Here is an 18,683-nt window from a genome sequence, read left to right as displayed (position 1 = left end):
TGGGTTTACAAACCGATGTCCCCGAAAATCTGCTTCACAACTTCTTCCAAGATTGGAGGCGTGGTAATAAAAGAGGAAGGAGCTACATCAATGGCAAGTTGGGGGTCCTTCAGTCCATGCCCGGTAAGAGTACAGACTATCGTTTCTCCCTCGTATCCTTTGAAATAACCTTCCTTATGTTTTTTAATCACTCCCGCGACAGAAGCTGCTGATGCAGGCTCACAGAATATACCCTCAAGCGAAGCGACAAGCTTATAAGCCTCTATAATCTCCTCGTCCGTTACCTTATCAATCAACCCGCCAGATTCATCCCTCGCCTGCACCGCCCACTTCCAGGAAGCTGGATTGCCTATCCTTATTGCTGTTGCCACGGTCTGGGGATTCTCTATGGGATGACCTTCCACAATCGGCGCCGCTCCCGCCGCTTGGAATCCAAGCATTTTAGGAAGCTTCTTATTGATTCCCAACTGATGATATTCTTTGTAACCCTTCCAGTAAGCGGTTATATTCCCCGCATTGCCTACCGGGATGGCGTGGAAGGTGGGAGCATCACCGAGAACATCGCTTATCTCAAATGCGGCGGTCTTTTGCCCTTCTATCCTATAAGGATTGAGGGAATTGACGAGAGTTACAGGGTATCTTTGGCAAATCTCCACTACGAGCCTTAAAGCGTCGTCGAAATTTCCCTCAATAGCTATAACTTTAGCATTATACACAAGGGCTTGCGCCAGCTTTCCCAGAGCGATTGCCCCTTTTGGAATTAAAACGATTGCGGGAAGCCCAGCGCGCGCAGCATAAGCTGCTGCTGAGGCGGATGTATTACCAGTTGAGGCGCAAATCACCGCTTTAGCCCCCTCTTCTAATGCTTTTGAAATAGCGACTGTCATCCCTCTATCCTTGAAGGAACCGGTGGGATTGGCGCCCTCATATTTAAGGAAAAGCCGTAGAGGAAGGGAGATATATTCTGCGAGCTTACGAGCCTCAAGAAGAGGGGTATTGCCTTCCAAAAGCGTAATCACTGGCGTTTTATCGCTTACGGGCAGATACCTACGATATTCCTCAATTACTCCTCGCCATCTATAATTCATTCTTCCGCCCTTAATACAAGCGATATCTCCTCAAGAACGGGCAATTTTTCTATCTTTTCCAGGGACCTCCTCATAGCCCCCTCATTTGAAGGATGGGTTATCCAAACTATCTCCGCCGATTTATTGACTTGCCTTTTCTGCACAACTGAAGCTATACTCACCTTCTCCTCTCCAAAACAAGCGGCAATAGCTGCCAAAACGCCCGGTTGGTCCTTGACCTTCATCCTTATATAGTATTTTGATGTAATCTCGCTTATATCCTTTTGGGGTATTTGTTTAAAGCAGGTGCAGGAAATCCTTCCCGTGCAATTGAAGACCATGTTCCTCGCTATGTCTATTATATCGCCAACCACAGCCGAGCCAGTGGGTAGAGAACCCGCCCCTTCTCCATAAAACATCACCCTACCAACGGAAGAACCATGAACCAATATCGCATTATTTACACCCCTTACAGAAGCAAGCGGATGATGCTTCGGGATAAGAGCGGGATGAACTCTTATGCTGAGCATATCGTTTTCCTGTTTCGCTATCGCCAAAAGCTTTATGACATAGCCCAGTTCCTCCGCGTAAATCAAATCAATGGGGGAGATTTTTGATATTCCCTCCCTGTAGATTTCCTCCACTTTCACCCTGCTATTGAAGGCTATAGAAGCTAAAATGGCGATTTTGTAAGCGGCATCTAAACCCTCAACATCATAAGTGGGGTCGGCTTCGGCGTACCCCTTCTCCTGTGCTTCCTTTAAGGCTTCATCATATGTGAGCTTCTCCTCCGCCATCTTGGTGAGAATGTAATTAGTTGTAGCATTAACTATGCCGACAACAGAGTATATACGATTACCCGCAAGACAAATCTTCATGGGACGAACTATTGGGATGCCCCCACCGACGGCTCCCTCAAAATAAAGGTCAAGCTTTCTCTCTGCAGCATAAGGAAGAAGCTCCCCACCATATAGGGCAATTACCTCTTTATTCGCAGTGACCACATTTTTCCCATTTGCAAGCGCCTTCTTTATCAGGGAACGAGCCGGCTCCAATCCACCGATTAATTCAACTACGATGTCTATTTTAGAGTCATTGACGACCTCATAGGGGTCATTCGTGAGGAGATCAGGAGGAATCTCCACATCCCTTTTCTTGTCAAGATGTTTAACCGCGATCTTTTTTATCTCTATCTCCGCCCCTGTCTTCATCATAATATCCTCCTTATTTTCAAGGAGGGTTCTCACAGCCCCTTGCCCAACGGTGCCGAGCCCAAGGAAGCCAACATGAACCTTTCTCATAGATTTTCCTCCATTCTCTCAATTGCGAAGAGCGGTTGTCCCTCCTGAACGAGGGAAGCGTTTTCCGCTAAAATAGCGACGATTTTTCCTGAGACATCAGCTGTTATATCATTGAAAATCTTCATCGCTTCAAGCAACGCTAACCTCTGCCCCTTTACCACCATATCTCCTTCCTCAACGAAGGGCGGTGCATTAGGTGCGGGGGAGCGATAGAAAACGCCGGTCATAGGAGAACGGAGAATGTAGACATTATCGCCAAAGAGAGGCTCCTGTTTTACTCTCTCCTCCTTGATGAGGGGAGGTTGGATGGGAACTTCTTGAGGGGTGCGAGAGGTTGTTTTTCGGAGGATAAGGCGAACGCCCTCCTCTTCTACCTCTAACTCGGAAGCAGAGGATTTCTCAAAGAGGGCAACGATTTCTTTGATAAAAGAAAAAAGTTTGTCTTTATCCACTTCGGCGATTTAAAAGACAAAATGGTGGCGGCGAAGGGGATCGAACCCTTGACTCCGCGGTTATGAGCCGCGTGCTCTACCACTGAGCTACACCGCCAATTTAACCAATGTATAATAATATATGGAGAAAAACAATTAGTCAAGGATTTTGTATAATTCCCTGACATTTGAGACCCCTTAGAAGACTTCCCATATTGCTTGACTATAAAATCTAATGACATTCACCAGAAAGGAACCTCTTTATGAAGGAGCATATTTGTAGTAGGCGGAGCAGGTGCCCTCGGAGGAAACCATACAGGGACCAATTGGTTGGGAGGGATTACACACTCGCTTAAATAGTGGACATTCAGTTGGCTCCGCTACTCCCCTAATCACTTCACCACATCTGCAAAGTGGATTCTCCTCAGCCTCTGTTACCGGCATATCCTTCAACAAATACATCGCATCGTAATCGGAGAATTCTTCCCTTATCTTTAAAGCAGTTGAGGGAAGGTAGCCAAGTCCTCTCCAAACCGCATCCCCTTCCTCAAATACTTTCCACATAATCTCCAAAGCTAAAGGATTTCCCTCCTCCCTAACCGCTCTTTTATATTGAATCTTAACATCGCTTGTCCCCTTATCCAACATATCCATCAGCATATAGATTGCTTGAAGAATATCAAGGGGCTCAAATCCAGCTATTACGCAGGGGATTCCATATTCCTCAGGAATGAACCTATAGGGCTTAGCTCCTATTATCGTGGATACATGACCGGGACAGATGAAACCTTGTATCTTGCTTTCCCCCATCTCCAAAATCGCACGCATAGCGGGTGGGATGAGTTTATGCAAGCTAAAGACCTTGAAATTTCTCAGATTTTCATCTCGGGCTCTTAATATAGAGGAAGCAGTGGCGGGAGCTGTTGTCTCAAAGCCCACCGCTAAGAAGATGCAAAGCTTATCTGGGTTGTTTTTTGCTATTTTTAGAGCATCAAGGGGAGAATAAACGACCCTGACATCCGCCCCCTCTGCCCTCTTTCTCTCAAGGCTCCCGCTTTTAGCCGGCACCTTCATCATATCGCCGAATGTTAAGAGGATTGTATTGGGAAGCGAAGCGAGGGCGAGAGCGTTCTCAATATCCTGCTGGGAAGTTACGCAGACAGGGCATCCCGGACCAGAGATGACCTTTATGGTAGGAGGAAGCATCTGCCTAATCCCGAAGCGAAAGAGGGAAACAGTATGAGTCCCGCAAACTTCCATAAATATAGCAGGGAAACCATAGGATTTGATTTTCGCAAGAACTCTTTGGCAGAGCTCCTTATCCCTAAATTCCTCTATAAATTTCATTCTTCAGGAATGTGGGAGAGGATATTCAGCATTGTATCGGCTTCCTCCTCATCCAGCTTTGAGATGGCGAAGCCCGCATGGACAATCACCCAATCGCCTTCTTTTATATCGTTTAAAAGCTCTATTGATATTTCCCTCCTTATCCCTCCCACTTCCGCTATCGCTTCTTTACCTTCTATTTTCACTATTCTTGCTGGAACGCCAAGGCACATATTCTATCCCTCCATTAAAGCTCTCGCTATAGCAGCTTGTCCGAGAGCTATTCCACCGTCGTTTGTTGGCACTTTGCTATGGGAAATTGGGGTAAACCCTTCCTCTCTCAGTCTCTTAAGCGACTTGCTCAGTAGCAAGGCGTTTTGGAATACCCCTCCGCTCAAGACCACCTTCTCTACCTCATAACGCCGTCGGATGATATGGGAAATCCTAACGAGCATCTCAACAAGGCTTTGATGAAAGCGAGAAGCTACATATTCTTTGCTTTTCCCCTCTTTCAAATCCTTTAAAATTCCCTTAATTATAGGCAGGGGATTGATGATTATTGGGTTATCTCCTTGTAGCTCAAACTCGTAGAAATCCTCGCAATCCTCAGCGATAGCCTCCAGCTCGCAAGCGGACTGACCCTCATAAGTATTGTGATGGCAAATTCCCATGAGAGAGGAAACCGCATCAAAAAGCCTTCCCATACTAGATGCAAGGGGAGAATTGATGCCCTTCTTAACCATTTGCCTAATAGCACTAACTCTATTTTCCCCTATTTGGGAAAGGAATTCGCTGAACTCCTCCGGCAACTTCCTCCAATTTGTAAGACACTCTTCCTCACCCGCCAAAATTAAATATGATAAAGCCATTCGCCAGGGCTCCTTGACCGCCATCTCTCCTCCCGGAAGAGGAACATATAAGAGATGAGCCAACCTTTGGAACCCCTTATAAGTAGCCAACATACTCTCGCCTCCCCAAATCCTTCCATCCGTTCCATAACCTGTTCCATCCCAAGCTATGCCAATCACCTGCTCTTCTGGGGATATGCCGTTCTCCACCATACAGGAAGCGATGTGCGCGTGATGGTGTTGAATGCCCATCTTGGGGAGGTTGAGCGAATGAGCATAAATTGTTGAATGGTAGGAAGGATGGAGGTCGTAAGCAACCAATTTCGGTTTAATGTTCAAGAGATGGGATAGATGGCTTATCGCGTTTTGATACACTCTATATCCCTCAGCGCTCTCCAAATCCCCTATATGCTGGCTCAAGAAAGCCCATTTATCCTTGCAGAGGCAAAATGTGTTCTTCAAATCGGCACCGCAAGCGAGGACATCATCCCCGTTTATAGGCAAACGGATTGGAAGTGGAACATATCCCCGAGAACGCCTTATCATTCTCGGCTCTTCCTCCACCACAATTAGAACAGAATCATCGCATCTGGACACTATATCCCTATTATGAAAAAGGAAGGCATCCGCTATGCTCTTTAGGTCTCGTCTTGCTTCACTGTTCGTAGCACAAATGGGGTTGTCAGACAGGTTTCCACTAGTCATTATCAAGGGAAGTTGAGCCTTTCTAATCAAAATATGGTGAAGGGGAGTATAGGGGAGGAAGATACCGATGTTCTTGTTGTTTGGGGCGACGGATGAAGCCATCTTGAAGGGTTGCTTTTTCTTGAGGAGAAGGATGGGAGCTTGGGGTGAGAGGAGGAGGGTTTCTTCCTTTGGCGATATATAGGCGAAATAGCGGGCGGTTTGGATGTCCTGAACCATTACCGCAAAGGGTTTAGAAGGACGATTTTTGCGCTCTCTCAACCTCTTAACTGCAGATTCATCAAGAGCATTGCAAGCGAGATGGAATCCACCCAAGCCCTTTATCGCCACGATTTTCCCCGCTTTTATGAGACGCACAGCCTCTTCAATCGCATCTTTATATACCCTCTTACCGTTTATCTCGAGCCAGATATGGGGACCACATTCTGGACAGGCAATGGGTTGAGCGTGATATCTGCGGTCATTTATATCTTCATATTCCTTTTGGCAATCCTCACACATTTCAAATTTCCTCATACTCGTCCTTTCCCTATCGTAAGGAAGAGATTGGATTATCGTGAAGCGAGGACCACAATTCGTGCAATTCGTGAAGGGATAGAGATAGCGTCTTTCCTGTTGAGAAAAGGTCTCCTCAAGGCAGTCTTTGCAGGTGGCTATATCGGGAAGGGGAAAAAGAACACCCACCTTTCCCTCCTCGCTTCTCACTATATGGAAATCCTCGTAGCCGATGGGAGGGAGATATGTAATTAAAAGGGATTCAAATATTGCAAAAGGTGGCGGCGAGCATCTCAAAATTTCCAAGAATTCCTTTATGTTTTCTTCCTTACCCTCTATCTCAATTATCAATCCCTCGGGGCTATTATAGACGAAGCCCCTAAGATTCAGTGAGGAAGCTAAACGATGGACGAAGGGGCGGAATCCCATCCCCTGCACCGCTCCCTTTAAGAGGATTCTCGCCCTTGCAGCTCTTTCTGTAGCTAAATTCGGATTGAAGGACATCTTAACGATTGGATGTCAAGCTTTGCTTCCCCTGGGAAGCTCCTTGATTAGCGCTTTTACCTTTCAAACAATATTTCCTCCGTTCTCCACACCCTTTCCTCTCACCTTATTCTATCCTCGCTATTTCCCATTCATCTAAAAGCGATAGCTCAAAGTTTGTGCTCCCACAGTTGGGACAAGTCGCCGAAGGGGATTCAACAGGGAAAACCGTTCCACATTCCTTACAAGTCGCTTGCATTCCCGCATCTTCAAGCTTGAATTCGGTGTCTTTTAGAATAGTGTCTTTCTTCATATTTTCTATTATCTCCAAGAGCTCCTCCTTATCAACGCCCACAGCGGTGTTGACGAGAACCTCAACCCTTTTAACTTCAACCAAACTCTTCTCTTTCGCTTTTTCTAAAACAGCCCTGATAATGCTTTGCGCTCTTCCCGTCTCGTGCATTTCAAAGACCGCTCTCTTTCCTCAAATTTGCAAGGATTTCCTCCGGAGGAATCTGTTCTTCTCTCTCATAGGCAACCTTTTTCACCACCAATCCCAAAGCAAGTGCTACCCCATATATTATAGCCTCGGGGCGCGGTGGACAACCAGGGATGAAGAGGTCAACAGGAATGACCTTGTCCAATCCACCCACGACATTGTATGTATCAAACCAGATGCTCCCTCCCGTAGCACAAGAACCTATAGCTAAAACGACCTTAGGGTCGGGCGTTGATTCGTAGAGGCGTTTTAGGGGCTCAATCATTGGGCGGGTAACGGGACCCGCAACGACGAGGACATCAGCGTGGCGAGGAGAGCCAACGAGCTTTATCCCGAACCTTTCCACATCAAAGTAAGGAGTGAGGACATCCAAGATTTCAATGTCACAGGCATTGCAGCCACCTGTATTGGTATGGAAAACCCACAGCGACCTTCCAAAAGCCTTTGCGGAATATCTTCTTACTATTCCTTCTCTGAACATTGCCCTTTAATATTTCCTCCTTTCCTTTTCAAATTATACCTATCTATTTGAAGGGAGCCAAGAGGGAGGCGGAATTCAGGAGCGGGTAGAGTATCTGGGGATAGACACCAAGGACAAAGGTAAGGATAGAAAAGACAAGGATGGGGAAGAGAATGCTCATGGGAGCTTCCTTAGCCTCTTTTATAACCTCGCTCTTCTCCTCACCCCAGAAGACCGTATAAGCGGCGCGAACGGCGTAGAAGAGGGTGAGAAGACTGGTTAAGAGGGTGAGTATAAGAAGCCACCAAAGATGAACCTGCGCTGTGGCAATTATAAGCGTGAGTTTGCTTAGGAATCCCGCGAGGGGAGGGATACCGCTTAATGAAAAAGCACCAATGAAGAAACAAGCCATAGTTATGGGCATGTGTTTGCCAACGCCACCCAATTCCTCAATATTGCGGAGGGCAAGGGAATATATTATCGCCCCGACGCACATAAATAGGAGAGATTTCGCGAGGATATGACTTATCAATTGATAGAAAGCACCATAATAGCCGAGATAGGTTCCTACTCCTAAGCCCATTGCTATATACCCTATCTGGCTGACGCTGGAATAAGCGAGAAGCCTCTTCAAGTCGCTCTGCACCATCGCCAGGAGTGCTCCCAAGAGCATACTAAAGACGGCGAGAACAAGAAGGGTAGAAGCAACAGCGGGATAAGCGGGGAGGAATAGACCAAGTGTGCGCAAAAGAGCGTAAAGCCCCACTTCCACCATAATTCCAGAGAGCAGAACGCTAATGGGGGTTGGCGCCTCAGCATGAGCATCTGGTAGCCAGGGATGAAATGGAGCGAGCCCGGCTTTCGTTCCAAAGCCCACGGTGAACAACACCGCCGATAGCAAAATGATACTAGCAGGAATCTTAGAAATAACTTCTTTTATATTCGTGAACAAGAGAGGAGAGCCATGAGCTATATAGGGGGCGGAAGCAGCGTAAATTATCACTGCTCCAAACAGGGAAAATGTAACACCAACGGTGAGCAATAGAAGATATTTATAGCCGGCCTCTAAAGCTCTCCTATCCCAATAGAAAGAAACCAAGAGGGCTGAGGCTATAGTCGTTGCTTCTATGGCAACCCAAAGGATAATGATATTGTTCGTGCTCACGCTCCAAAGCATAGTGGATAGGAAAAAGAGGAAGAGGCTGTAGAAAATGCCAAGGCGTCTCTCAGCTATTTCAACTCCCACTCTGGCAATGAGAGGATGCTGTCTCATATACCTATGAGCGAAGATAGAAGCGAAAAAGCCGACGAAGCTTATCCCCAATAGGAATATGGCGCTTAGATGGTCTATAAGGAGCTCGTTGCCGAAGGCGGAGATATATCCCTCATCCATAACCCTCTGGAGAATGGGGACGGATATAGCGAGCGGGATGAAAGAGCCGATGATTGTTAGTGGCTCTTTCAATATCTCCGACCGGCGGAGAAGCAATACAGCAAGAGAAAATGGAAGAGGAGCTAAAATCAACATCAATATGAGGTTAGCGTTCGTGCAGACCATATTTCACCTCTTCACCAGTGTAATTCTGTTAAATGATAAGTATCGGTGGTACCTGCTACTTCCCTCAAGCCTCTGATTATAAAAAGGAGCAGATAAACTCCCAGGACGACATCGGTCACAATTCCGATTATCACCGTTTCCCTCAGCCCGGGGGCGAGGCTTACGAGGGAGAGATGGGCACCGTTTTCCAAAAGGCAAAGACCAATCGCTGTTTTGAAGGCATCCCTACGGGTAAGAATCCCGTATAAACCGAGCGTGAAGACGATAAGGGATACCGCTACATTCGTGCGGAAGGGCTCCTCCGTAGCGAGTGTTGTGGGAGCAAGGAAATGGACATATTTATGGGTAATCTCATATAAGATGATGACCAGTAGGGTGACGATTACAACGGAGGGAGCGAAGCCGATAATTGCCTTTACCTCATATTCCGGCATCCCCTTGATAAAGCTTAAAAGGAGCCAAGTTATGATGAGGAACTTGGTGATGAACGCTACCGCTGCCCAAAGGAAAAGAGTGGGAGATGCCGTGGCGAATAGGGAGATAATCGTGGTCAAGAGAAGCGCCTGAACAGCGTAAATATAGGTTGCATAGCGGAGGTTCCTCGTGACAACCGCTCCGAAGGAGGTGATTATCAGCGCTAAGGAAAAAGACGATATAAGCTTCAGAACTGTCTCACTATATCCCATTTATATCCTCATCCTTTCTGAAGCCGATTTGCATATGCCTATCCAAAACACTGAAGGGGACATAGCAGCGCCCACAGCGCTTGCAGGTCCCCATATATATCTTCTGTTCAATCAAAAGGTCATGCTTATCGGGAGTCGCGTTTTCAAACTCTAAGGACATCTCAACTGCCCTTTCAGAGCAAGCCTCAGCGCATCTACCGCAATGGATGCATCTCTCCAAATGTCTCCTTATTATTCGCCACTCAGGCGATATATCGGTTATCTTTATTAGGCGAGCAGGGCAAACCGTGGCACATCCGCCGCATCCCGTGCATCTCTCCGCATTTATCGTTACCTTGCCACGATAACCGGGAGGAGTAGGATGCGGCTCAAAGGGATACTTCAGCGTAACCCTACCGGCTTTAATTCCAACTGATAATTGTTTTAGCTTGCTTCTTATCATACAATTACACCCCCAGTGTGGAGAATGCTATCGCCATAAAGGAAGCGGCTATCAAAACTCTTGCGTAAAATCCCAGCGCCTGGTCTATCCTGAGGCGTGGGAAGACCGCTTCCACAGTTACGGCGCAAAAGAGGATAATCAACGCCTTAACCAGGGTTAAGATAAACAGAGGCACTCCCCAGGTGGTAGGCCAGGGGATGAACACAAAGGCTATGAGGTAAGCAATGAGGAATTGGCGGAGGGCTAATCCCCATTTAAAGAGAGCTAAGGTTGAGCCGGACGCCTCCATAAAAACTCCTCCAACAAGTTCCTGCTCAGCTTCAGCCAAATCAAAAGGAAGTTTCCCCATTTGCGCCTGCATAGCGAGCAACATCGCTATGATGGCGAAAATGCTTGAGATATTTATTCCGTAAACATTGCTCCAAGCAATGATATGGGATATGAGGAAGCTCTGAGCCTTTATAGCATAGGATAAAAAGGCAGCAGCCATAACGGGTTCCACTATAACGAACATCATTACCTCTCTACTTCCACCTGCGACGGCAAAAGGATTTCCCATAAGAAGGGAATAGAGAACCAGACAAATTGAAGAGGCAGTGAGAAGATAAATGAAAGTGATTATATCCCCTCTTAATGCAAGGACAAATGTCGCGGTTGCTATGCAAGCGATATAAAGGACAGCTAAGGGAGACCTCGTTATGTCCTCCTTCCCGAAGAGCTTCAATAAATCAAGATAAGTTTGGTGGATGGGAGGTCCCATCCGGGAATGAATCCTCGCCCTCCATTTCCTCATTATACCATCAAACAAGGGAGCAGAGAGAATGCAGAGAATGGTGACTATCCCCGCTTGTAAATAATTCATCACTTTCTCCCTCCTCGGCGGGATATCTCGTACATCTCCTTCTGGGAGAGGAACTTGCTTTCCCCAGTTGAGCGGTCAATTATCTCAAACCTCTCGGTGCAGGATACGCAGGGGTCAACACTACCTATCGTTATGGGAGCATCCGCTATCGTAGTCCCGGGCTTGAACATCCAAAAGACCGAGGGAATATTCATATAGGAAGGAGCCCTTACCTTCCATCTATAAGGGCGATTATTCTCTCCCAGCATAACATAGTGAAAATCCTCGCCTCGTGGCGATTCCGTTGCGGACATAAATTCCCTATAAGGAGGCAGTTCCTCCTCTATTTTGACCATCGTCGGACCGTCGGGAAGCTCCTTCAATATCTGCCGCATCATCTTCAAGGACTCAATCGTCTCATAAACTCGTACCAATGCCCTTGAGAGGACATCACATCCATTGAGCACTATCACATCAAATTTCAAATAGGGATAAGCCGCGTAGGGGAAATCTCTCCTCACATCTATATCAACCCCTGAGGCACGAGCTGTAGGTCCAATCGCTCCCGTTAGCCTTACCTCCTCGGGTGTTAGAATTCCCACCTCTTTCGTCCGTACTATGAAGGCGCTATCGTTCAGGAGGGTCTTTGAGAGCTCCAAAGTCTCTTCTTCAGTTTTGTCAATTACCCTCAAAAGCTCTTCTCTTATTTCCTCCGGTATGTTCCTTCTTGTGCCTCCCACGAGATTCATACCGTAATTCTTTCTATTCCCGGTTATCCTCTCCGCCATCCACATTATTGGCTCCCTTATCCTCCAGAACTGCATAAACAATGTATCAAAGCCCAAAATATGGCAGGCGAGCCCGAGCCAGAGAAGGTGGCTATGCACCCTCTCCATCTCCAAACAATAGCTTCGCACATACTTAGCTGGTAAGGGTATCTCTATACCCGCCGCTCCCTCAACAGTTTGGCAGTAACATACGGAGTGAGTGAAACCGCAGATGCCACAGATTCGTTCGGCGAGGAATGGTATCTGGTTATAGGTAAGCTGACTCTCTCCAAGCTTCTCTATTCCTCTATGCACATAAAATCCCCTATGGTCAGCTCCCACAACATTCTCTCCCTCAATGAACAGCCTAAATTGGATAGGCTCCTCTAAAACGGGGAAGAATGGTCCGATGGGAAGAGCCGTTGCACCAGGTGGTGGCTCCTTGAACTTGAACTCACAGCCAGTTGTTGCGGGAGGCTGATAATTATAGGGGACCTCCTTCCGCAATGGATGGACTCCTTCCGGCCAATCGTCCGGCAGAACCAGTCTTCGTGGGTCGGGATGCCCCACGGGCTCCACACCGATGAAGTCCCTAAACTCCCTTTCCGCCCAATTTGCACCCGGAATTATGGGGGTTATTGAATCTATCTTGGGGTCATCGGGAGGCACCTTGAATCGGAGGGCAACACGGAAATTATCCTTATCAAAAGCGAAGAAGTGGAGAATTTCAAAGTTTCCGTGTATGGGACGGGCATCCGTCCCGACGCTAATCTCATATCTTGCCCCTAACTCATTGAAGATTATATTAACCGCCTCCCTTACATATTCTCTTGGTAAATCAACGAAGAGGCGGTTAGGCAAGCTTTTTACATTCGTTGCCTTTTCTTTGAATCTCTCTAAAATCTGTTGCTCAACACTGATAGCCATATCAACACCTCTTTTTATTTAAAAGCATATATCAATAAAAGGGCAATCGCCAAGCCAAGCATTTGCCAGAGGATATAAGTTTGCAGAAGCCCGGAATGGACTTTTCGCAATCTCTCAATGAAGCGATGCCCTAAACGAATCAGCGGCTCATAAACATCCTCCCCAGGAGCCACCGATAAGCGACTCAACCTCTCTATCCTGGGTAAGGGAATGCTGGGGATATTTGACCATATCCCCCTGCGTAAGGTGAGGAAATAAGAATGGGGGTCATATACTAAGTTCCTTCTATCAGGCAATACCCCACCCAACCAGATGACTGTTTCCTTTTTGGCACCTCTGATGAATTCATAAAATATGGCACTTAAAATAATCAATGAGAGCAATATCAACATGGGATTCCATAAAGCTATAGAAAGCCCTTTAAGTTTCGGAGCGATTTCAATCCCTGTCCCGATTAGCTGTTCATAAGGCGGAAGATTCATAATGCTTTCCTTCAGCGAGTTGTGGATAATACCTAATGGCAATACAGCTACAATGCCGGTGATTAGGCAAGCGGCTGCCAGCAGTATCTGAGATATTTGCATCGTTAATGGCACATCGTTGTAGCTATCTTCTTCTTTCTTCAACCCCATAAAAGCGGAGCCAACATATTTCAGCATAGAAGCTATTGTCAATCCACTGGCAAAGATGCTTGCTATAGCCCAAATAGGAAACTCATAATGCAACCTTGCAGGTATTGATGTAGAAAAAACCAACAACCACTTGCTAACAAAACCATTTAAAGGTGGGATTCCACCTATTGCGAAAGACGCCGTTAGGGCGGCAAAGAATGTAAGAGGCATAGAGGAAGCAAGCCCGCCTAATTCGCTTAGTTCCCTTGTTCCCTTTTTATAGAGAATTGAGCCTGCGGAGAGGAAAAGGAGAGATTTAAAGATTGAGTGGTTGAAAAGGTGAAGCAATCCCCCGAAAAGAGCGAAATAACCAAAGGGAGAGCTAAGAGAGAGTAGAGCCAACCCCGCCCCTACCCCTAAGAAAATATAACCCATCTGCCCAATAGAGTGAAAGGCAAGGAGTCTCTTGCTGTCTGTTTGTTCCAAGGCGGAAAGAGTGCCCATCACTAATGATATAGCTCCCATAGCGGCTATGATACTTCCCCATATATTTGAAGCAGGGGAAAGGGGTAACATCCAGAGAAAGGTCCTCAGTATCCCGTAAACACCGGTTTTTATCATCACACCGGAAAGCAATGCGGATACGGGGGAAGGGGCAGCGGGGTGAGCATCGGGAAGCCAGAAGTTCCCGAAGGGGAAAATACCCGCTTTTATGCCAAAGCCAACAAGGAACAAGGCAAGTAGTGAATGAAACATAAATGGATGTTTTTCCTGAATAGTCGGCATAGCGCCCTTCATTATATTCATATCAAAGGAGTTTGTTTGAATATAGAGAAGGGCAACGGCAAGCTCAATACAACCAGCAGAAAGAAATGACCAGAAGAAATAACGAAAACCAGCCAATAGATTCTCGGGTTTTTCGCTTTCGTAAATAACGAGAAAATAAGAGGTCAAGGTCATAAATTCCCAAAATAGGAGGAAAGCAAACATATTTCTAACACTCACAACCCCGCCCATCCCCAAAATAAATAAGAGTAGAAACGGATAGTAAAGGCTCGTGCTTTTACGATAATGTTCAATGTATCTAATGGAATAGAGAAGCGATACAATGGAAATCCCCGAGATTACGAGCAGGAAGAAAGAGCTCAATTTATCAAGGAAGAAAATAGAGAATATTCCACTGCCCTTGGATGGCAAATCGCCACTAATAAGGGTTTGCACCGCCCCAATTAAAATGAGGACGCTGGCAAGTGAACCCAGGATGAAAGCCATCCAACCATTTAGCCGATTCCACTTGCCCAAAAGGGCGGTTATGATTGCTCCCAAAACTAATATGCCAAAGCCCTGAAGCAAAAGTTCCATTCCGTTCATCTTATCACCTCAAAAACTTTAACGAATTCTAATCCAAGTTGGGGAACAACAATCGTCGCTAAAGCCAGAAAAACCAAGATAATGTTTATATACAAGGGGATTGGTTTTACTTCTCCAAGTTTTGGCTTTTCATCTCCCATAAAAATCCTATGTGTGATCATTATATACCATGTCAAGGAAATAGTGCTTTCTAATACCATAAAGACCGCGGCGAGTATGCCTATCCAATTGTGGAGCGAAATTGCCCCGAGAATCATATAGAATTTGCTGAAGAAACAAGCAAATGGAGGGAACCCACCAACTGCAAATCCTCCTATAGTAAAAGCGATGGCATTAACAGGAAGTTTAGTGCCCAATCCACCGATTTCACTGATTTTCCTCGTCCCGGTTATATACGATATTATTCCAGCACAGAGGAAAAGTAAGCCCTTGGAAACGGAGTGATTGATTATATGGAGGATACCACCTTGCAAGGCTTTGATGTCCGCTCCCATTAACCATAAGCTTAATCCCAAAAGGATATATCCTATATGTACAATAGTGGAATAAGCAAGCAATTTCTTTATATCGTCTGCTCCCAAGAAGGCAAGGAGAGCGAAGAGCATTGAGAAGAGAGCCCAGAGAGAGACGAGAACTCCCAAGGATTCGGGATAAAAAGCATGAGGAGTTGTTACCATCCTCGCTATGAGAAAGACGCCTACTTTCACCATTGAAGCAGCGTGGAGATAAGCGGAAATCGGCGTCGGCGCCTCCATAGCTTGTGGAAGCCATATCTGGAATGGCACCTGCGCTCCCTTGGCTAACGCGGATATCCAAAGGAGGATGAAGAAAGTAGCCTTTATGGAAGGGGAAAGGTCTCGAACAGCTTCAAAGTCAAATGAGTGAGCGTAGACGGCGAGAATAGCAAGCCCAGCGAGGAAACACAAGCTGCCAAGGGAGGTTGTTATTAAGGCAGTGAAGCCCGCACGCAGAGCCCTCGGAGTCTCATAGAAATCTATCAAGGCAAAGGAGCAAATCGTGGTGAGCTCAAAGAAGATGAAGAATTGAAAGAAATTCTGGGAGATTGAAACGCCCACCATCGCCCCCAGGAAGAAGAGAAGCCAGAAATAATATCTCCCTTTCCCATTCGTCGTTGGGTGTTCCCTATTCCCCTCGCTTAGATAAAATGAGGAATAGACCACGACGAAGAAGCCGATGAATGTGGTTACGAGTAGCATAATCACAGCGAGAGGGTCAACTCTAAAGCCGAATATCTCCTGTATCCCCAGCCACGGGAGGGAACCGAATGCGAAGGTTAACTCCCTCGTCCCCGCTTTGAGAGCAAGGATTATAGCAAGCGCGAAGACCACGAGGGAGAACAAGCCCGCTACTACATCGGCATCCTTTCTCTTCAAGCCAAGAGTCACCAAACCACCAATAAAGGGAAGGGCTAAGAGGGAAACCAACAATAGGTAAATATTGACAAGCTCTCCATTCGTCATCCTGACCAGCTCCTAATGAGGGATATTATCTCTTCTCCGCTCCTTTTAACTTCCTCGCTCATCTCCCCTCCTAATGAAAGATTCTTTGGCTGAATGCCCAACAACATCATCTCACAGCCCTTCTCTTTCAAAATCGTCCCCATTATGTTGAGCGACATACCATGAGAGGAGAGAAAGCGAGGCGTCAATTCCTCCATATTGACCAATTTCACCTCACCCGCCTCCCCACCGAAATCCACCGCATCTATAACTAAAAGCCATTTGGGCTCTTCCCTCAATATATCGTAAAGATAATTCTCAGGCACATCTTCCCCTATGAAAACAGGACACTTTACCTTTCCTTTTAGCTCCTCAGCAATCCAACTGCCCACCCCATCATCCGCCATCAAGGGATTACCAACTCCCAAGATTGCCACCCTCTCTTTTTCTAATATATCCTTCAGTTGAACCAGGCTATCCATAGCTACCATGGGTCATCAAACCTTTCCATCATTTTAATCTCTGGATAGCGGAATACTGGACCATCTATACAAACATACTTCTCACCTATAACGCAATGCCCGCATTTCCCCACTCCGCATTTCATATGCCTTTCCAAAGTCGCTATACAATTGTGAGCTGGAATCCCCAGCTTCTCAACAAGGTCCCTCAAGGCGAACCTAATCATTATACCCGGTCCGCAAACATATGCCACAGTTCTTTCCGGTTCTATCTTTATCTTATCAAAAAGCGTCGTTACTACTCCAACATTCCCCGTCCACTTCTCATCCCCCCTATCAACCGTTAAGAGCAACTCTACCCCTTTTCTCTCGTATTCCTCATATTGCCAAGGATAAAGGAGGTCAGCGGGAGTTCTCGCTCCATAAAGGAGGATTATCCTCCCGAAATCATCCCTGTGATAGAGCATCTCCCAAAGAAGGGAGCGCAAGGGAGCGAGTCCAATCCCTCCACCCACAAACAGAACATCATAACCCTTGTATTCCTCATAAGGGAAGGAGTTCCCATAGGGTCCCCTTATCCCGATCTTGTCTCCTTCTTTTAGTTTGTGAATAAACGATGTTACATAACCTGAGTTTCTTATCGTTAAGAGAATGTCCTCATAGGAAGGTGGGGAGGAAATGGAGATTGGCACCTCCCCTTTCCCAAAGAGGGATACCTCAAGAAACTGACCCGGCTTATGTGTGAAACCATCGGGCTTCGGAAGGCGAAAGGTTGCCACGAGGGGTATCTCCTGCCTTATTTCCTTTATGGAGACTATCGTCGGTAGAAACAATGCTTCTTGCTTCATTTCACCTTAGCCTCCTTCTTATAGCTCTCCTCCCTAAAGGCACTCCTTATCTCCCACACCGTTTGCGGCAAATGCACATATCCCATACAGGTTATCACGCACCTTCCACAGCCAACGCATCCATGCCTTCCCATCCTCTCAACATACTGCCAGGAAAACTTATGGAATATACAACGCTCTCTCCTTCTATCCCTTGACTTTCGGGGATTGGGACCGCCAGCGAGCCGGGAATAACCTTCAAAATGGCAGGAATCCCAAATCCTCGCCCTATAACCTTCGTTATCATCTCCTATGTCAACAACGGTGTAGCAGAAACAGCAGGGGCAGAGGAATTGCCAGCCACCGCAAACCACACATCTTTCACCCAAGCTCTCCCATACCTGGCGTGGGATATTCCCCTCCGTCACCCTCCTTAAAGTTGCGCCGGAGAAGGCGGGATAGGGACCAAATCTTTCCAGAACCTCATCCTCAAGTTCCTTTCTCCTCTTGATTTCCTCCTCTTTCGCATCCTCAAAGAGAGAGGAAAATCTCTCAACTAATACCATCCCCTTTTCGGAGCCCACCTCACATAACCAATTCTCCCCAAGGTCGGTGAGCTGGAGGTCAAATCCCTCCTCAGAGAAAGGACCACCATCGCAACATACGCAGAAGCAGGTTGGGGCAGGATTTTGACAGGAAACGCTTATAAGAGTCAAGTTATTTCTCCTCGCCATAAAATGGGGGTCGGCGAGGTCCTCTCGCCCAAACATCTTCCCAGAATAGAAGTATTCCGAATAACGAATGCCCTCAACATCGCAGGGGCGAATGCCGAAAATCGTTCGCTTTGGTGCCTCTATGGTTTCCTCCACTTTGAGTTCTCCATCCTCTTTCTTGTAAGTCAATATCTTCTCAAAGCGTGGAAGGAGAAACTGTTTCGGAGGAAAGAGCGTATTGACATAATTGAAGGTTATATCACTGATATCCTTGACAGGCTGAAATAGCGCCTCACCCCCATACATCTCAACGGGAGCAATGAGCTCCTCTTCCTTAGCGATTTCCTCCAACATCTTGAGAAGATTTTCCTTACTTATTTTTTTGTAGGACAAAATCGGCATCA

At 46.6% G+C, this 18,683-nt stretch carries 18 protein-coding genes and 1 tRNA gene; all 19 read right to left on the bottom strand.

Going from position 1 to position 18,683, the window contains the following annotated elements; all coding sequences use genetic code 11:
- Nucleotides 1-5: 5 nt before the first annotated feature.
- Entirely contained in the window at nt 6-1,088 is a 1,083-nt protein-coding gene (locus tag H5T88_06410; protein MBC7329977.1) for a threonine synthase, read from the bottom strand.
- Nucleotides 1,085-2,368, bottom strand: coding sequence for a homoserine dehydrogenase (locus H5T88_06405; GenBank protein ID MBC7329976.1), 1,284 nt, complete (start codon nt 2,366-2,368; stop codon nt 1,085-1,087). The genes H5T88_06410 and H5T88_06405 overlap by 4 nt, the downstream gene beginning before the upstream one ends.
- Complete coding sequence (locus H5T88_06400) at nt 2,365-2,820, bottom strand: acetyl-CoA carboxylase, biotin carboxyl carrier protein (protein ID MBC7329975.1); 456 nt, start codon at nt 2,818-2,820, stop codon at nt 2,365-2,367. The genes H5T88_06405 and H5T88_06400 overlap by 4 nt, the downstream gene beginning before the upstream one ends.
- 22 nt (nt 2,821-2,842) lie before the next feature.
- A tRNA-Met gene (locus H5T88_06395) sits at nt 2,843-2,917 on the bottom strand.
- Between the two features lie 143 nt (nt 2,918-3,060).
- Nucleotides 3,061-4,146, bottom strand: a complete 1,086-nt coding sequence (gene hypD, locus H5T88_06390; protein MBC7329974.1) for a hydrogenase formation protein HypD — start codon at nt 4,144-4,146, stop codon at nt 3,061-3,063.
- Complete coding sequence (locus H5T88_06385; GenBank protein ID MBC7329973.1) at nt 4,143-4,358, bottom strand: HypC/HybG/HupF family hydrogenase formation chaperone; 216 nt, start codon at nt 4,356-4,358, stop codon at nt 4,143-4,145. Before H5T88_06385 ends, hypD begins: the two co-directional genes overlap by 4 nt.
- Before the next feature lie 3 nt (nt 4,359-4,361).
- The gene (hypF, locus tag H5T88_06380) at nt 4,362-6,677 is read right to left on the bottom strand and encodes a carbamoyltransferase HypF (protein MBC7329972.1); all 2,316 of its coding nucleotides are present in this window, start codon (nt 6,675-6,677) and stop codon (nt 4,362-4,364) included.
- A 106-nt stretch (nt 6,678-6,783) separates the two neighbouring features.
- The gene (locus H5T88_06375; protein ID MBC7329971.1) at nt 6,784-7,119 is read right to left on the bottom strand and encodes a hydrogenase maturation nickel metallochaperone HypA; all 336 of its coding nucleotides are present in this window, start codon (nt 7,117-7,119) and stop codon (nt 6,784-6,786) included.
- 1 nt (nt 7,120) lies between these two features.
- The gene (locus tag H5T88_06370) at nt 7,121-7,636 is read right to left on the bottom strand and encodes an NADH-quinone oxidoreductase subunit B family protein (protein ID MBC7329970.1); all 516 of its coding nucleotides are present in this window, start codon (nt 7,634-7,636) and stop codon (nt 7,121-7,123) included.
- 43 nt (nt 7,637-7,679) lie between these two features.
- Nucleotides 7,680-9,173 (bottom strand): oxidoreductase, encoded by a 1,494-nt coding sequence (locus H5T88_06365; GenBank protein MBC7329969.1) that lies wholly within the window; start codon nt 9,171-9,173, stop codon nt 7,680-7,682.
- An 11-nt stretch (nt 9,174-9,184) separates the two neighbouring features.
- On the bottom strand, nt 9,185-9,859 hold the full coding sequence (locus tag H5T88_06360) for an NADH-quinone oxidoreductase subunit K (protein MBC7329968.1): 675 nt from the start codon (nt 9,857-9,859) through the stop codon (nt 9,185-9,187).
- Nucleotides 9,849-10,301, bottom strand: coding sequence for a 4Fe-4S binding protein (locus H5T88_06355; protein MBC7329967.1), 453 nt, complete (start codon nt 10,299-10,301; stop codon nt 9,849-9,851). Before H5T88_06355 ends, H5T88_06360 begins: the two co-directional genes overlap by 11 nt.
- A gap of 4 nt (nt 10,302-10,305) precedes the next feature.
- Nucleotides 10,306-11,163: an NADH-quinone oxidoreductase subunit H gene (locus H5T88_06350; protein MBC7329966.1), complete on the bottom strand. Its 858-nt coding sequence runs from the start codon at nt 11,161-11,163 to the stop codon at nt 10,306-10,308.
- Nucleotides 11,163-12,836: an NADH-quinone oxidoreductase subunit C gene (locus H5T88_06345; protein MBC7329965.1), complete on the bottom strand. Its 1,674-nt coding sequence runs from the start codon at nt 12,834-12,836 to the stop codon at nt 11,163-11,165. Before H5T88_06345 ends, H5T88_06350 begins: the two co-directional genes overlap by 1 nt.
- A 14-nt stretch (nt 12,837-12,850) precedes the next feature.
- Nucleotides 12,851-14,818: a hydantoin racemase gene (locus tag H5T88_06340; protein ID MBC7329964.1), complete on the bottom strand. Its 1,968-nt coding sequence runs from the start codon at nt 14,816-14,818 to the stop codon at nt 12,851-12,853.
- Nucleotides 14,815-16,299 carry a hypothetical protein gene (locus H5T88_06335; protein MBC7329963.1) on the bottom strand — a complete coding sequence of 495 codons (1,485 nt, stop codon included), beginning with the start codon at nt 16,297-16,299 and terminating at the stop codon, nt 14,815-14,817. The genes H5T88_06340 and H5T88_06335 overlap by 4 nt, the downstream gene beginning before the upstream one ends.
- On the bottom strand, nt 16,296-16,769 hold the full coding sequence (locus H5T88_06330; GenBank protein MBC7329962.1) for a hydrogenase 3 maturation endopeptidase HyCI: 474 nt from the start codon (nt 16,767-16,769) through the stop codon (nt 16,296-16,298). Before H5T88_06330 ends, H5T88_06335 begins: the two co-directional genes overlap by 4 nt.
- Nucleotides 16,763-17,587 carry an FAD/NAD(P)-binding protein gene (locus H5T88_06325; protein ID MBC7329961.1) on the bottom strand — a complete coding sequence of 275 codons (825 nt, stop codon included), beginning with the start codon at nt 17,585-17,587 and terminating at the stop codon, nt 16,763-16,765. The genes H5T88_06330 and H5T88_06325 overlap by 7 nt, the downstream gene beginning before the upstream one ends.
- Nucleotides 17,584-18,681 carry a 4Fe-4S dicluster domain-containing protein gene (locus tag H5T88_06320; GenBank protein ID MBC7329960.1) on the bottom strand — a complete coding sequence of 366 codons (1,098 nt, stop codon included), beginning with the start codon at nt 18,679-18,681 and terminating at the stop codon, nt 17,584-17,586. The genes H5T88_06325 and H5T88_06320 overlap by 4 nt, the downstream gene beginning before the upstream one ends.
- Nucleotides 18,682-18,683 lie beyond the last annotated feature (2 nt).

Source organism: bacterium, from assembly GCA_014360495.1.
Classification (GTDB): domain Bacteria; phylum Armatimonadota; class JACIXR01; order JACIXR01; family JACIXR01; genus JACIXR01.
Note: the sequence above shows the minus strand (reverse complement) of the source record. Positions and strands in the feature narration are given on the sequence as shown.